This is a genomic window from Mycolicibacterium tokaiense, from assembly GCF_010725885.1.
GTDB lineage: Bacteria > Actinomycetota > Actinomycetes > Mycobacteriales > Mycobacteriaceae > Mycobacterium > Mycobacterium tokaiense.
In genome coordinates, this window is sequence record NZ_AP022600.1 from 1,016,310 (window position 1) to 1,031,388 (window position 15,079).

Sequence of the window (15,079 nt, forward strand, 5' to 3'; positions counted from 1 at the left end):
TTCGGCACTAACGCTGTTGCTCAGGCGGCGGCCCCTCTCGGTCGGGATCGTCGGTCCAGGTGGACGGCAACAGCGGCACGCTGGGCCCGGCGCCGAAGGCATCACCGTCGAGCGCAGTCAGTCCGGCCGCGTCGGCGGCGCCCGTCTTGGCCTGGGTGCTGCGGAGCCCGGACGCGCCGAGCGTGCCTGCGCCGTGCTGCGCGGACTGGGCCGTGGTGTGCGGGATCGGCTTCTCCTCGGCCGGTGGTGAACTGGGGCCGTCGTCCATCGTCATGTACTCGTCGCGGTGGGCGCGGTCCTTGATCTCGGCGCCGCGGCGGCGACGGGCCTTGCGGCGTGCCTGCGTGGCTGCCAGTGCCGCTGCGGAACTGGCGGCCGCCATGTCGGAGGCCGGCGCGCTGGCCTTGTCCCCGTCGGTCAGGGTGGGTCCGGCGTCACCGTCGGGATCCATGCCCGCCACCGCGTACGGCACCGCCGGGGATGCGGGTGCGGCGGGGGCGCTGCCTGCCGGCGCGGTGCCGGTAGCGGTGCTGGGGGCGGGCGCAGCGGTGCCCGCGCTACCACCGCCGGGGGACGCGATACCGGCCGCGGGCAGGCTCGGCTGGTTCACCGCCGCGGGCACCGCGGCGGGGACGTCCAGCGGCGGCAGGTTGGCCAGCAGTTCCAGCAGCTTGAGCAGCTCCAGCAGCTTCTGCGCCAGCGCGCCGAGGATGCCCAGGGTGAGCGCCAGCAGCGGCTGGATCAGCAGCTGCGGATAGGTCAGCGAAGCGCCGATCCACGACACCGCCTGGTAGGCGACGGCAAACAGGAACGGTCCCCAGGTCTGCAGTGCGGCAGCAGGATTGGTGAGGAAGTCGGTGATCAGCCGGATGGAGTTGCCGATCGGATCCTGGAAGAAGTCCACCAGCGGTTGGAACAGGGAGTCGGTGAACTGCTGGTAGTACCGCAGGAGTTCCTGGATCAGGTTGGCGATGTCGGTGGCCGAGCCCGCCTCGGCCGCTTGGGCCTGAGCCCCGGATCCGGTGAGCGAGGCCACCATCGACCCTGCTTCGCCCACCCCGGGGGTGAGCACGAACGGAGCGGGAGTGGTGCGCGGCGCGGAGGCCAGCGCCGTGCCGGCGATCCCCTGGTAGGTGGCCATGACAGTGGCGGCCTGGACCCACATCCGGACGTAGTCCGCCTCGTTGACCGCGATCGGAATGGTGTTGATGCCGAAGAAATTGGTGGCCACCAGCACCGCGTTCAGGGCGTGGTTGGCGGCCAGCTCGGCCAGCGTGGGCATGGCGGCCAGCGCGGCGGTGTAGGCGGCGGCGGCGGTCTGCTGCTGCGCGGCGACGGCAGCGCTGGTGATGCCGGCCTGCGTCAGCCATTCGAGGTAGGGGGCGTGGGCGGCGACGTACTGCTCGGCACTGGGTCCCTGCCAGGCGCCGGCCTGGACCGATCCCAGGATCGAGGTGAGTTCGGCTGCGGCCGAGGCGTATTCGGCCGACAATGCGTTCCAGGCCGCCGAGGATGCCAGCAGCGGCCCGGGGCCCGGGCCGGCGGACAGCAGCGTCGAGTGCACCTCGGGTGGGGAGGCGATCCAGATCGGGGCCGTCATGAGCCGCCGCGAGCGATCAGATAGGCGCCTGCAGCCTGGGCATCGCCGGTGGCGTAGCTGGTGCCGGAGTCGCCGACGCCCAGCCCGGAGCGCCCCAGTTCGGCGATCCCCTGCGCGGCGACGGTGGTGTGCTCGGCACCCTGGGCGCCGAAGCCGGCGGCGGTCTGCAGGGAGACCGGGTCGGCGGCCGCCGGGATCACCGCGGTGATGGCGGGGGCGGCCGCGGTGTGCGCTGCCGCCAGTCGGGCGGTCAGGGCCTCCACCGCGGCACCGGCCGCCAGCATTGCCTCGGGAACCACGCGAAGGGTCATGAGTGGTGCCTTCCTCTGGTGTGCGGGCCGTCTCCGATGTCCGCCCCCAACAACGGATTGACGAGTTGCAGATGGGTGGCCGAATCGCTGTCGTCGAGCAGCAGCGCCCGCCCGGGTGCCAGGCGAGTGAAGCGGTGGCCGCGGATCTTGCCGCTCTCGGCCGGGTTGCCGGACAGCATCAGGGTGGTGGCCTGCAGGTCATTGAGCCTGCGCAGCAACGGATTGGTCATCAGTGCGTGCGCGGACCCGGTGGCCCTGGCGGTGACGATCACCCGCAGGCCGAGGTCGGCGGCCTGCGACAACAGCCCGATCAGCGGCGTCCACGGGCGTTGTCCCACATAGGGTCCCGACATGGCGGGCGAGTCGGGGATGGCGTCGACGTCGTCGATCAACAGGTAGTGGGTGTGCCCGGTGTACGTCCAGTGCTGCAGGTTCTGGGCCGACAGGCCCTGCGGCGGACGGCGCTGGTCGATCAGCGCGGCCAGCCCCAGCATGGCCGGGGTGATCCGGTCGATGTTGGGCGTGTATTCGTTGTCGGGGAACAGCGGCTCCTCCACCAGGTGCAGCCGCCGGTCGATGACGGTGAACGCCACCTGGTCCTGGGTCGAGTTCTCCCGCACTGTGCGGATGATGTGCCGCAGCAGGGTGGTTTTGCCGGAGCGGGTGTCGCCGAACACCATGGTCAGCGGCGCCACCGCGAAGTCGGCGATCACCGGGGTCAGGTCATCCTCGCGCTGCCCGATCACGACGCGCTCGCCGCCGCGGTACAGCGGTGCCACCGCCGCGGGCTCGAGGTCGGTGGGCAGCAGCCGGAGCGCCGGTGCCGACACCCCGGAATGGCGGGCATTGAGCTCGGCGATCCGGTCCAGTTGTGGTGTCGCGACGAGGAACTGCTCAGCGGCCATGGTCAGGCCGCGGCCGGGCTGGTCGGCGGGGATGCTCTCGGCGGGGCGGCGCAGCGCACCGGTGACGCGCACGTTGCTGTCCCGGGGATCGGGCAGCCGCAATTCGAGTCGCAGGCCGAGGCCGTCGCGCATCGCCAGCGGCACCTCCAGCCAATTCGGCGTGGTGATCACCACGTGGATGCCGTAGGCCAGCCCGGAGTTGGCCAGCTCGGTCACCCTGGCCAACAGGGGGTTTCGGGTGTTGAACTGGTCAGTGTTGTCGCGGCCGAAGGCATACAGGTTGTCGATGACCAGGAACACGTGCCCGTAACCGTCATCAACAGCTCGGCCGCCGCTGCGCCGGCGCGCCTGCAGCAGCGCCTCGAGTTCGCCGAAGGTGCGCCGGATGCGTTCGCCGTCGAGCGGGGAGGCCACGCTGCCGACGTGCGCCAGATCGGCGATGTCGACCAGGGTGCCGCCGCCGTAGTCGATGCAGTAGAACGTCACGTCGCGGGGGCTGTGCATCTCGGCGGCGGACTGGATGAACGTCAGCAGCGCGCTGGACTTGCCGGACTTGGGCCCGCCGTGGATCACCACATTGCCTGCCGCCGAGCGCGCGTCGAACACCAGGGCGTCCCTGCGCATCTCGAAGGGCCGGTCGATCTCACCGAGCGGCCAGCGCCACTGTCCCGGTCCGATCCCCGCGCCGGCCAGCACCGCGGTCAGCGCCACCGGTTCGTCGAGTGGCGGCAGCCACAGCGGCGGCGCCTGCGGCCCGTAGTGCGTCAGCTGATCGCTGATGGTGGCGATCAACTTCCTGGGCGGTGTCTCGGGGGTGTCGTCGGGGTCCAGCAGCACCACGTCCTGATCGAGTTCCACCGCGGCGGCAGTGAACAGCGTGGGCACGGGCGCGGCGGGCACCACGTAGGACGTCGGTCGCCGGGGCGGTTCGTAGATGCCGTCGACGTAGGTGCTGCGGAACTTGACCGGCTCGGCCCCCGGGGCGGGCACCAAGAAGCCGATCCCTTTGTGTTCCTTGCCCGATTCGATGTGGTAGGCGTCCTCGACGCCGATGATCTGGCGTGACACCGAGGGACTGGCCACCTTCAGCCCGATTCGGTAGGAGGTGTTCTTGTCGATGTCCTTGATCTTGCCGACGTCGAGAGTTTGCGAGGCGAACAGCAGGTGGATTCGGAACGACCGACCTTTGCGCGCAACGTAATCGAAGAGTTCCGCGTACTCGGGATGCTCGGCCAGCATGAGAGTGAACTCGTCGGCGACCACGAACAGCGTCGGCATGGGGGGAAGATCGTGGCCGGCGTCGCGCGCCGCCTCGTATTCGGTGACCGAGTTGAACGCGCTGCCCTGGATCCGGCGGCCGGCGTCACGCAACACGCTCTCGCGCCGGGCCACCTCACCGCGCAGGGTGTCGGCGAACCGGTCAGCCAGCGACTTCTTCTCTGCCATGTTGGAGATCACGGCGACGACCTGTGGGAAGTTGCGGAAGATGTCGGCGCCTGCCTCACCCTTGAAGTCGGCGTAGATGACGATCAGCCGCTCGGCCGAATGAGTGGTCAATAGCGACAACAGGATCGACATCAGCATCTGGGACTTGCCCGAGCCGGTCATACCGATCATCAGGCCGTGCGGGCCCATTCCGCCTTCGGCTTCGTCCTTGAGGTCGAACAGCAGCGGCTCACCGGTGGCGGTGACGCCGATCGGGACCCGCAGTTCGTCTTCGCGGCGCCGCGGCGACCACAGCGTCGGCACGTCCAGCTGGGACGCGTCGGCGATGTCCAGCAAGGTGGTGAAGGTGGCGCCGCGGGTTGCCGCCGAACGTAATCCGGCGTGGGTGGGGTTGGAGTCCCAGCGCGAGAGCTGCCGAGCCAGGTGAGCGGCTTCATCGGCGCTGAGCGCGTCGGCGCGGTCGACATACGGCTGCCACCCGCCGCTGCGCCACCGCGCGAGGGCGCCGCCCGCCACCAGTAGCTGCGGCCGCTCGGGGTCGGGGTACTGATCGGGAGTGGGCGGGGTGTCGGAGATCTGGATGACGGTCACGCCGGCCAGACCCACCGACAGCACCGATCCACTCAGGTCGTACCCGGGGTCGTCGACCACGATCACCAGGTGGCGCAGGCTCTCGTCGGGAGTGCCGGTGAAGAGTTCGCGGTCGGCGAGTGCGGGCCCGATACCGGCGATGAGTTCATCGGTGTCGGCGGCCAGATGTCGCGCCGGGCCGGCGCCGTCGATGCGGCCGGGAATGTCACTGTGCGGCAGCCACTTCAGCCAGGACCAGGTGGGATCCTCGAGGTAGGGGCTGGCCAGTGCCACGCCGAGGACGCCGGCGTCGTGCCAGGTGAGCGCCTGGGCCAGCCAGGCCCGTACCGCGGCCCTGGCCTCGTCGCCCTCCCCCACCACAGTGATGCGGGAGACCTTGGTGAGGTCGATGCCCACCGGCGCGTCGGGCACGGTGCGTTGCGCGTCGAGCAGACTGCGTAAAGCGCTGTGCGACACCGGCTCGAGATCGATGTCGGCGGCGGCGTCCTTGACCCGCAGCGAGGTGTCCAGGGGCACGTCGTGGCGACCGGCCCGGACCACCAGGAAATCAGAATCGTGCGGATCGCGTTCCCAGAGTCGGCGCGGGCCCTGCGGTCCGGCGAGGACGGCTGCGAGTGCGCCGGGTTCGGGGTGTGACCACAGCAGCGACGCCCGCTGCGCATCGGCCGCAGCGCGCACGTTGTCCCGGACCACCGAGAGGTAGCGCAGGTAGTCGGCGCGTTCGGCGTCCACCTCTTCGGTGCGCATCTTGTTGTCGTTGCCGCGGTACAGCGCGGTGGCCGCGAGCAGCAGCACGAAGGGGAAGAACAGCGTGGTGGGCGAGATCAGCCGCATGCCGGTGGCCACCAACGCCACGATCATGCCGACGATCAGCAGGACGATGAGGTACGGCAGCGCGCGGCGCAGCAGCGACGGCGGCACCACCCGCGGCAGTTCGGGCGGGGCCTCGATGGTGATGGTGCCCTTGGTTGCCGCCGGGCGCGGCAGTCGACGCCGGGCCTCGAAGATGAGCCGGCTCATCGAATCTGGCCCCCGGTCTGGGACACGGTCTGATACACCGCGAGAGCACCGTCCTTCGACAACGCCGGGCCGGGACGCAGCAGCGACAGCACCGGCCAGGGAATGGGGGTGGCGGGCTCGGTCAAGCCGAGGGCCTCCACCGTCTTGCGCAGTTCGTCGGCGTCCCCGCCGGCCTCGATGCCGTACCGGACGCCGGTGTCGGATACCCAGAACAGCGCACCGGCCGGCGGCGCGGCGGGCTCGGCGCCCACCGTCTGCACCAGGTAGCCGGTGCCGGCCGGGATGGCCACCCGGGAGGCCGGGCCGGAGCCTGCGAGGTCCACGGTGCCCACCCCATCGGCCAGTGGCAGGGCGGCGCCGGCCAGCAGGGTCAGCGAACTGCTGTTGGCGTCAACGGGTTTGGTCCAGTTGATACAGCTGATCGGCGCGGAGGCGGCGTCGATCAGCTGCAACTGCTGCGCGGGGAACGCGTCGGCGTCCAGCAGTTGCGAGACCGGCATGGCCGCGATCTCGTCAGCGCCCAGGCGCGGCGGCTGCTGCAAGCCATAAGAATCGACGTTGCGCAGCATGGCCGCGAGCACCGGGGAGACCTGCTGCAGGCCGTCCGGCAGCACCGCGTAGTAGAGCAGTGTGTTGTCCGCGCCGTAAGCGGTGACCACCGAACCGACCGGCGCGCCGACCGGCAACGGGAACTGCGCCCACTCCCCGGCACCGGGAACCTGCGGGGCGCGCAACGGGACACCCTCGGGGATCGCGTTGAACAGGCCCGTCGAGATGGGTCGGGGCGCAGGGAGATTGGTGCCGAAACCCAGCGCGCCGGTGGCGGCGCGGTCGGCCAGGTCGATGGGGCTGCGTCGGCCACCCCACAGCAGCCAGGTACCTGAGCCGGTGTCCACCAGGACGGCCTGATCCGCAGCCAGGGGCGCGGCCTGCTCACCGGCGCCGGACGGGGCTCCGGCCAGCACGCTCACCCCTGGGGCCACGGTGTCGCTGCCCTGACACACCGTCCAGTTGGCGCCGCGGTCGCCGGCCTGCACCATGCGCTCCGGGGCACCCGGGATGCCGATCATCGCACCTCGCGGAAAGCGGTCCAGCTCAGAGCTTTTCACCTGCTCGGGCAGCACGTCCTGGCCGGCGATCAACCGGGCGGAGGCGAGGTTGAGCACCGGATGCAGGCGGTCGTCGACGCGGACGTACAGCGCGGCGGTGTCGCGGTCGGCCAGTACAGGGTCATCGCCTGCCGCACCGCCCGGACGGATGAAGGAGAAGACGAAGCACCCGAGCACCGCGGTGACCAGGATCAGCGCGCCAATCAGCACGGCGCGCGACTGCGAGCGCAGCGGGTCCACCAGCATCCGGGTGTCGTGCATGGCAACCCCGGATGCGATGCGGCGCATCACGAATCGCCATCCGGTGACCTGGTGGCGGGTGACGAACCCGCGCCGGTAGGTGACCTTCTGGGGGTTCGCGTTCTCCGGGGTGCGGGACGTGAAACCCTGCCGGTCGTCGCCGCCCGTCATGCGGGCACCGTCAGTCCCAGCCCACGCAGCAGCGGCACCACCGCGCCGCGGACGTCGCCGGCGGTGATGGTCATCAGCTCCTCATCGGTGAACGACTCGCTGCCGGAGTTCTCCTGGTGGTCCAGGCGGAACTCGCGCTCCTCCTCGGACCGCTCCACCACGTTGCGCACGAAGCGGCCGTTGCCGGCGATGTCGAGCTTGCGGCGCTCGACGCCCGCGGCGTCGGGGCTGGTGGACGCGGCCAGCTGGCCGAACAGTTCCTGCAGGTCGTCGAGGGCGGCCTGATCGAACACGCTGTCGCGCTGCTTGGCCATCGCCGTGGCGATCTCCACCAGCTCGGCGGCGTTGTAGGACGGGAAGTCGATGCTGCGGGTGAACCGCGAGCGCAGGCCCTCGTTGGTGTCCAGGAAGCGGTCCAGGTCCGCGCGGTAACCGGCGATGATGACCACCAGCCGGTCGCGGTCGTTCTCCATCCGGGCCAGCAGCGTGTCGATGGCCACCAGACCGAAATCGTTCTTGGCCCCGGTGGCCACCAGCGCGTAGGCCTCGTCGAGGAACAGCACGCCGTCGAGAGCGCTGTCGATGATGCCGTTGGTCTTGGCTTCGGTCTCGCCGATGTGCTGACCGATCAGATCGGCGCGGTGCACCTCGCGGACGTTCTCCTTGCGCAGCAGGCCCAGCCCGCAGTAGATCTTGGCGACCACCCGGGCGATGGTGGTCTTGCCGGTTCCCGGTGGGCCGGCGAACACCAGGTGGTGCGAACGCTGGGCGACGGCCAGCCCGCGTTCCTGGCGCAGCAGCGCCATGGCCACCGAGCTCTTGAGGCGCGCCACCTGGTCCTTGACCTCATCGAGGCCGATGAATTCGCTGAGCTGCTGTTCGGCCTCGGCCAGGAGCTCGGCCTTGCGGTCGTGCGCGCCGGGGTCCACGAAGTCGGCTTCGCTGGGTTCGGTGTGCACATCCCATGGGTCCGTCCTGGCCTCGATCCGGGCAGCCGTCGTGGTGACGATGCCGAAGCTGGGGTCGGAGAGGGCGAGTTCGATCTGTGCGTTGTCGGGGTGCGCGGCATAGAGATCCTGCAGCGTCTCGGCGGCCTCGGCCTCGTCCCCATGGGCGCGTAGCGCCAGTGCCTTGGCCAGCGCCCCATCGGTGGCGGCCAGCGCGCAGGGCCCCTCGAACTCCTCCAGGTAGGACAGCGCCGGGGCGAACATGCCCAGCCGGGCCAGCGCGGTACCCAGGGTGATCCTGGCCGCATGGCCGAACACCTCGTCCAGCGTGGTGTCGTTGACGATGGGCGTCAGCAGCTTCACCACGTCCGACCACCGCCCCGCCCGGAAGTGCAGGGCGGCCGCCACCCAGTGGGCCTGCGGCAGTTGCGGCCTGCCGGCGAGCACGCGATTCACCACGGCGTCGGCCTCGGCGAAATTCCCGCCGGTAGCCAGCGCCGCCGCGTAGGCGAGGTGGAAGTCATCCGGCGTGCCGGCGTCGAATTGCAGATACAACCCGGTGTCGTAGCGAAACGACAGTGCACCCGGAGCCAGGTCGACCAGGCGTTGCAGGACGCCGGCGGTCTCGACGGTGGACGAGACGGCTTGCAGCACCCGCAGCGAGACGTCGCCGGCCGCTGCCAGGCCGGTCCACGCATCACACTGGTCGTGGGCGATCCTGGTCAGGGCCGCAAAACCCGACCGGGCCGCGGCCAGATCGGCCGGCCGACGGCGGTCATACACCGTCAGCCCGAGTCCTCTGCAGGACGTGGCGAACCGACTGACGACGTCCCCGTCGACGCGCAGGGTGTCAAACCGAGTGTTCATGGGCTCCTGTATCGGGGACGCACGAGGCCGCCCCCGCGTCTTTCCTGGCTGTTCAGGGCTAGGCCGATCGAGCTGAAGTTAGCATTGCATAAGCTAACTGTCGAGGCGTCCGTCCGCCCCGTCGGGACCCTGGAGACACCTCCCGCAGGGCGCTGATCAGCAGAGATGCCCGGCGGGGCGTCAGACCAGCGGGCGGCCCGTCCGGATTCGCCAATCCAGATCCCGGAGAAGGACGTTGAACGGGAACTGCCGTACGGGACGCGGCAGCAGCCGGTTGGCCACCCGCAGGACTGTCATCAGTCGGTCGAAGCGTCGCTGTCGCTGCCGGTCCCAGGGCAACTGCATCTCGTCGCGGAATCGCTGCGGCAGGAAGCCCGTGGTGATCAGCAGGGCCAGCGCCTCGGAGTGCTCCTGCAGCATCCGCGGCAGTCGCACGCCGCGGATGCGGCTCACCGCGATGGGATAGAGGTAGTCACGGACGGCGTCGTCGATGTGTACCCGGTTCAGCGATTCCTGCCAGTACGCATCGAAGGCCGCCCGGTCGGCCGGCCACATCTCGGCGGGCACCTGCAAGGTGGTGCCCAGGGTGACGCTCTCGGCGTAGTGCTGATCGGCGGTCTCGTCGTCGAGTTCACCGACGAACGTGCGGTAGGCGTCCACCGCCCCCTTGTAGAGGCACGCCGCGACCCACAGTTGGAGATCCTTGTCGAAGGCGTTGTACTGCACGGGACTGTCGTCGGTGGAGTACACCTGAGCGTGCGCACGGTTGACGGCCCGCCGGAACGCCGCCTTCTGCGCGTCGGTCCCGCGGCCCGCGACGGCCAGGTAGGTGAAGGTGGTGCGGGCCCGCTTGATCGGGTGCAGGTCCACCCGGCCGCTCTCGACGCGGCTCTCCATCACGCCGTACCCGACACCGGGCCGGGCCAGTTGCATGATCACATTGGCGGGCCCGAGCAACAGGGCGATGCCCATCAGCCCTTCGTCGATGCCACCCCGGCGTCCCGTCCGGCGGGCGCGGGGCGCATCGCTGGCCGGCCGCTCGACATGGGACACCGGATCCGTCATCGTCATAACCCCGCCTGACGCCGAATGTGAGAACACCTGTTTCAGGATCTTGCCCGGGCGAATAGACGGGTGTCAAGATGTTCGGGTGAACCCGGTACGGCCTTACCGCGGCGTGGATGCGCGCGAGCGGGACGCCTCGCGGCGGCAGCGGTTCCTCGAGGCGGGGCTGGACCTGCTCGGCGGCGAGGATGCGCCGGAGGAACTGACCGTCCGCACCATCTGCAAGCAGGCCGGGCTGTCGCTGCGCTACTTCTACGAGAGCTTCACCGACAAGGACGACTTTGTCGCCGCCGTGTTCGACTCGGTCACCGGCAGGCTGGCCGCCACCACCCAGGCCGCGGTGGCGGCCGCGCCGGCAGCCGAACAGAACCGGGCGGGCATCGCCAACATCGTCGCGATCATCTCCGAAGATCCGCGCCTGGGCAGGCTGCTGTTCAGCACCCGCCTGTCCAACCGGCTGGTGCTGATCAAGCGGGCCGAACAGGGCGGCATCTTCGCGATGCTGTCCCGCGAACACATCCAGTCGGCACTGCAGGTGCCAGGCAACAGCCGCATCAGCGCCGTCGCGCACTTCGTAGTGGGTGGGGTGGTACAGACCCTCTCTGCATGGCTGTCCGGCGAGATCGCTTTGGGCCCGGACGAATTGGTGAAGCAGCTGCACACCATCCTGGACCAGCTGCACGAACCACAGCTGTTCCGGGCCTGACGGCCGGAGGGACGTTCCGGGCCGGCGGATACCATCGCCGGATGGACAACAACACGGTGGCGCTGAGAGTTCTCGCGCATTTCAAGCCCAGCAGCAGAGCCGCCGAACAGGTCGCCGAAGAGTCGAGCTGGCTCGATGTGCACTGGGTGGCGGAAAATGACGACGAGGCCTTCTACCGTGAGCTGCCCGAAGCCGAGGTGATCTGGCACAACCTGCGTCCACTGACCGCCGAGGACATCGCCAAGGCACCCAAGCTCAAGCTGATCAACAAACTGGGCGCCGGCGTCAACACCATCGACGTGGACGCCGCCACCGCGCGCGGGATCGCCGTGTCCAACATCCCCGGCGCCAACGCAGCGTCGGTGGCCGAGGCGACCGTGCTGTTCATGCTGGCCGCGATGCGTCGCCTGCCCGAGCTGGACCGCTCCACCCGCGACGGCACCGGCTGGCCGGCCAACCCCGAGCTCGGCGACACCGTGCGCGACCTCGGCAGCTGCACCGTCGGCCTGATCGGGTACGGCAGCGTCGCCAAGCGCGTCGAACAGATCCTGCGGTCCATGGGCACCAAGGTGCTGCACACCCGGACCGTGCGCGACGAGCACCACGTGGGCTGGGTGACGCTCAACGAGCTGCTCAAGACCAGCGACATCGTGTCGCTGCACCTGCCGCTGAACGCCTCCACCGAGCACCTCATCGACGCCGACGCCATCGCGAAGATGAAGCCGGGGGCCATCCTGGTCAACACCTCACGCGGCAAGATCGTCGACGAGGCGGCGCTGGTGGAAGCACTGAGCAACGGCACCTTGGCCGCGGCCGGCCTCGACGTCTTTGCCGAGGAGCCGACCCCCACCGACAATCCCCTGCTGGCGCTGGACAACGTGCTGCTCACCCCGCACGTCAGCTACTACACCGCCGACACCGTGACCCGTTACCTGGTCTCGGCGATCCGCAACTGCCGGCGGCTGCACGACGGCAAGGCGCCCTACTCCGTGGTCAACGAACCGGCGGCGGCCAACTCCTAAGCGGTAGGCTCGTTCCCAACCAACCGGTTGACACGGAGGATGGGCAACGATGCCGATTGCGATCAATCCCGAGCATGTGGACCTAGCCGACTCGGTGCGGTCACTGGTGGCGCGGGTCGCGCCGTCGGAGGTGCTGCACAACGCTCTCGAAACACCGCTGCAGAACCCGCCGCCTTACTGGAAAGCCGCGGCTGACCAGGGTCTGCAGGGCCTGCACCTGGGCGAGTCGGTAGGCGGTCAGGGCTTCGGCATCCTGGAGCTGGCGATCGTGCTGGCCGAGTTCGGCTACGGCGCCGTACCGGGCCCGTTCGTCCCGTCGGCCATCGCCAGCGCTCTGGTCGCCGCGCACGATCCCGACAGCGAACTGCTGAGCGAGCTGGCTACCGGCGCGGCGATCGCGGCGTACGCCATCGACTCCGGGCTCACCGCGACGCGCCAGGGTGACGCGTTGGTGATCCGCGGCGAGGTCCGTGCGGTGCCTGCCGCCGCGCAGGCGTCGCTGCTGGTGCTCCCCGTCGCCATCGAATCCAGCGACGAGTGGGTGGTGCTCGATGCCGCAACCGTCGAAATCGAGCCGGTGCCGAGCGTCGACCCGCTGCGGCCGGTGGCCCACGTCCGCGTCAACGCCGTCGAGGTCGTCGACGACCGGGTGCTGTCGAATCTGAGCCGAGCCCGCGCCCGCGCCTTGATCTCCACCCTGCTGTCGGCCGAGGCCGTGGGCGTCGCCCGCTGGGCCACCGACACCGCCGCGGAGTACGCCAAGATCCGCGAGCAATTCGGCCGGCCCATCGGCCAGTTCCAGGCCGTCAAGCACAAGTGCGCAGAGATGATCGCCACCACCGAACGCGCCACCGCTGCGGTGTGGGACGCTGCCCGGGCCATCGACGAGCAGGATGAGCACGTCGATTTCGCCGCGGCCGTCGCCGCCACGCTGGCACCCGCGGCCGCGCAGCACTGCGCGCAGGACTGCATCCAGGTGCACGGCGGCATCGGCTTCACCTGGGAGCACGACTGCAACGTCTACTACCGGCGGGCGCTGGTGCTGGCAGCGAGTTTCGGCCGCGCCGAGGACTACCCGCAGCGGGTGGTCGACACCGCGACCGCGACCGGCATGCGCGGCATCGACATCGACCTGGACCCGGACACCGAGAAGCTGCGCCAGGAGATCCGCGCGGAAGTGGCTGCGCTGAAAGAACTTCCGCGCGACGAGCGCACCGTGGCGATCGCCGAGGCCGGCTGGGTGCAGCCCCACCTGCCCAAGCCGTGGGGCCGGGCGGCGACACCGATCGAGCAGATCATCATCGCCCAGGAGTTCTCCAGCGGCCGGGTGCGCCGCCCGGCGATGGGCATCGCGGCGTGGCTGATCCCGTCCATCGTGGCGTTCGGTACCGACGAACAGAAGCAGCGGTTCCTCCCGCCCACCTTCCGCGGCGAAATGATCTGGTGCCAGCTGTTTTCCGAGCCCGGCGCCGGATCGGACCTGGCCAGCCTCACCACCAAGGCCACCAAGGTCGACGGCGGCTGGCGCATCACCGGTCAGAAGATCTGGACCACCGGCGCGCAGGTGTCCCAATGGGGTGCCCTGCTGGCCAGAACGGACCCGAGCGCTCCGAAGCATCAGGGCATCACCTACTTCCTGCTCGACATGAAATCCGAAGGGGTGGAGGTCAAGCCGCTGCGTGAGCTCACCGGCCACGCCATGTTCAACACCGTCTTCATCGACGACGTGTTCGTGCCCGACGACATGGTGCTCGGCGAGGTGAACCGCGGGTGGGAGGTCAGCCGCAACACCCTGACCGCCGAGCGGGTGTCGATCGGCAGCAGCGAGCCCGGCTTCCTGGCCACCCTCGACGGCTTCGTGCAGTTCATCAGGGACGGTCACTTCGACCAGATCGAGCAGAACCGGGCCGGCACGCTGATCGCCGAGGGCCACGCCGCCAAGCTGATGAACATGCGCTCGACGCTGCTGACGCTGGCCGGCGGTGATGCGATGCCGTCGGCGGCCATCTCCAAGCTGCTGTCGATGCGCACCGGACAGGGCTACGCCGAGTTCGCGGTGGCCTCGTTCGGCACCGATGCCGTGCTCGGTGACACCGCGACGCCGCCGGGCAAGTGGATCGAGTGGCTGATGGGCAGCCGGGCCACCACCATCTACGGCGGCACGTCCGAAGTACAGCTGAACATCATCGCCGAGCGCCTGCTGGGGCTGCCCCGCGATCCGTAGGGCCGGAATGGAATAGTTGGCGGTGCTCGGTGGTAGTACTCCTGCGTGAAGATCGAGCTTTCCGGCAAAACCGCACTTGTCACGGGTTCGACGCAGGGCATCGGGCTCGCGATCGCCGAGGGCCTGGCTGCGGCCGGCGCCCGCGTCGTCGTCAACGGCCGCAGTGCCGTGCGCGTGGATGAGGCGGTCTCACGCATCGGCGGTGACGCGGTCGCTGTCGCCGCCGACGTGACCACCGACGAGGGAGTGGCGACGCTGCTGGAGCAGGTGCCCGCCGTCGACGTGCTGGTCAACAACCTCGGCATCTTCGAAGCGGTTCCAGCCCGGGAGATCTCCGACGAGCAGTGGCGGCGTTTCTTCGACGTCAACGTGCTCTCGGCCGTACGGCTGATCCGCGCCTACCTGCCCGGCATGACCGAAAAGGGTTGGGGCAGAGCCATTCAGATTGCCAGTGACTCCGCCCTGGTGACACCCGCGGAGATGATCCACTACGGCGTCTCCAAGACGGCGCTGCTGGCGGTCACCCGCGGCTTCGCCAAGGACGCCGCCGGCACCGGGGTCACGGTGAACTCCGTCATCGCCGGCCCCACCCACACCGCCGGCGTGGAGGATTTCGTCTACCAGCTGGTCGACAAGAACCTGCCCTGGGAGGAGGCCCAGCGCGAGTTCATGAAAACCCACCGCCCGCAGTCGTTGCTGCAGCGGCTCATCGAGCCCGAGGAGATCGCCAACATGGTGGTCTACCTGGCGTCACCGCTGGCGTCGGCCACCACCGGCGGCGCCGTGCGGGCCGACGGTGGCTACGTCGACTCCATCGTTCCCTGACGCCGAGCGTGCGCATTGCGACACATGTGA

General features: G+C 69.6%; 10 protein-coding genes. 4 read left to right on the top strand and 6 right to left on the bottom strand.

Annotation, left to right across the window (positions count from 1 at the left end; genetic code table 11):
- Positions 1-7: 7 nt before the first annotated feature.
- The 6 genes from G6N58_RS04850 to G6N58_RS04875 all read right to left on the bottom strand — a co-directional run bounded on the left by G6N58_RS04850 (position 8) and on the right by G6N58_RS04875 (position 10,278).
- Complete coding sequence (locus G6N58_RS04850) at positions 8-1,600, bottom strand: PPE family protein (protein ID WP_115279518.1); 1,593 nt, start codon at positions 1,598-1,600, stop codon at positions 8-10.
- Positions 1,597-1,911: a PE family protein gene (locus G6N58_RS04855; protein WP_115279517.1), complete on the bottom strand. Its 315-nt coding sequence runs from the start codon at positions 1,909-1,911 to the stop codon at positions 1,597-1,599. The genes G6N58_RS04850 and G6N58_RS04855 overlap by 4 nt, the downstream gene beginning before the upstream one ends.
- Positions 1,908-5,873: a type VII secretion protein EccCa gene (gene eccCa / locus G6N58_RS04860; protein ID WP_115279516.1), complete on the bottom strand. Its 3,966-nt coding sequence runs from the start codon at positions 5,871-5,873 to the stop codon at positions 1,908-1,910. The genes G6N58_RS04855 and eccCa overlap by 4 nt, the downstream gene beginning before the upstream one ends.
- Positions 5,870-7,393, bottom strand: a complete 1,524-nt coding sequence (gene eccB / locus G6N58_RS04865) for a type VII secretion protein EccB (RefSeq protein ID WP_115279515.1) — start codon at positions 7,391-7,393, stop codon at positions 5,870-5,872. Before eccB ends, eccCa begins: the two co-directional genes overlap by 4 nt.
- The gene (gene eccA, locus G6N58_RS04870; RefSeq protein ID WP_115279514.1) at positions 7,390-9,207 is read right to left on the bottom strand and encodes a type VII secretion AAA-ATPase EccA; all 1,818 of its coding nucleotides are present in this window, start codon (positions 9,205-9,207) and stop codon (positions 7,390-7,392) included. The genes eccB and eccA overlap by 4 nt, the downstream gene beginning before the upstream one ends.
- A 180-nt stretch (positions 9,208-9,387) precedes the next feature.
- Positions 9,388-10,278, bottom strand: coding sequence for an oxygenase MpaB family protein (locus G6N58_RS04875; RefSeq protein ID WP_115279513.1), 891 nt, complete (start codon positions 10,276-10,278; stop codon positions 9,388-9,390).
- A 79-nt stretch (positions 10,279-10,357) separates the two neighbouring features.
- On the opposite strand from G6N58_RS04875, the gene G6N58_RS04880 reads away from it, so the two are divergent.
- The 4 genes from G6N58_RS04880 to G6N58_RS04895 are packed head-to-tail and all read left to right on the top strand — an operon-like array spanning position 10,358 to position 15,049.
- Positions 10,358-10,978, top strand: coding sequence for a TetR/AcrR family transcriptional regulator (locus G6N58_RS04880; RefSeq protein WP_115279512.1), 621 nt, complete (start codon positions 10,358-10,360; stop codon positions 10,976-10,978).
- A 41-nt stretch (positions 10,979-11,019) separates the two neighbouring features.
- Positions 11,020-12,000 carry a 2-hydroxyacid dehydrogenase gene (locus G6N58_RS04885; RefSeq protein WP_172545008.1) on the top strand — a complete coding sequence of 327 codons (981 nt, stop codon included), beginning with the start codon at positions 11,020-11,022 and terminating at the stop codon, positions 11,998-12,000.
- Between the two features lie 49 nt (positions 12,001-12,049).
- The gene (locus G6N58_RS04890; protein ID WP_115279511.1) at positions 12,050-14,224 is read left to right on the top strand and encodes an acyl-CoA dehydrogenase family protein; all 2,175 of its coding nucleotides are present in this window, start codon (positions 12,050-12,052) and stop codon (positions 14,222-14,224) included.
- Between the two features lie 45 nt (positions 14,225-14,269).
- A complete protein-coding gene (locus G6N58_RS04895; protein ID WP_115279510.1) occupies positions 14,270-15,049 on the top strand; it encodes an SDR family NAD(P)-dependent oxidoreductase in 780 nt (259 codons plus the stop codon).
- Positions 15,050-15,079: the final 30 nt, after the last annotated feature.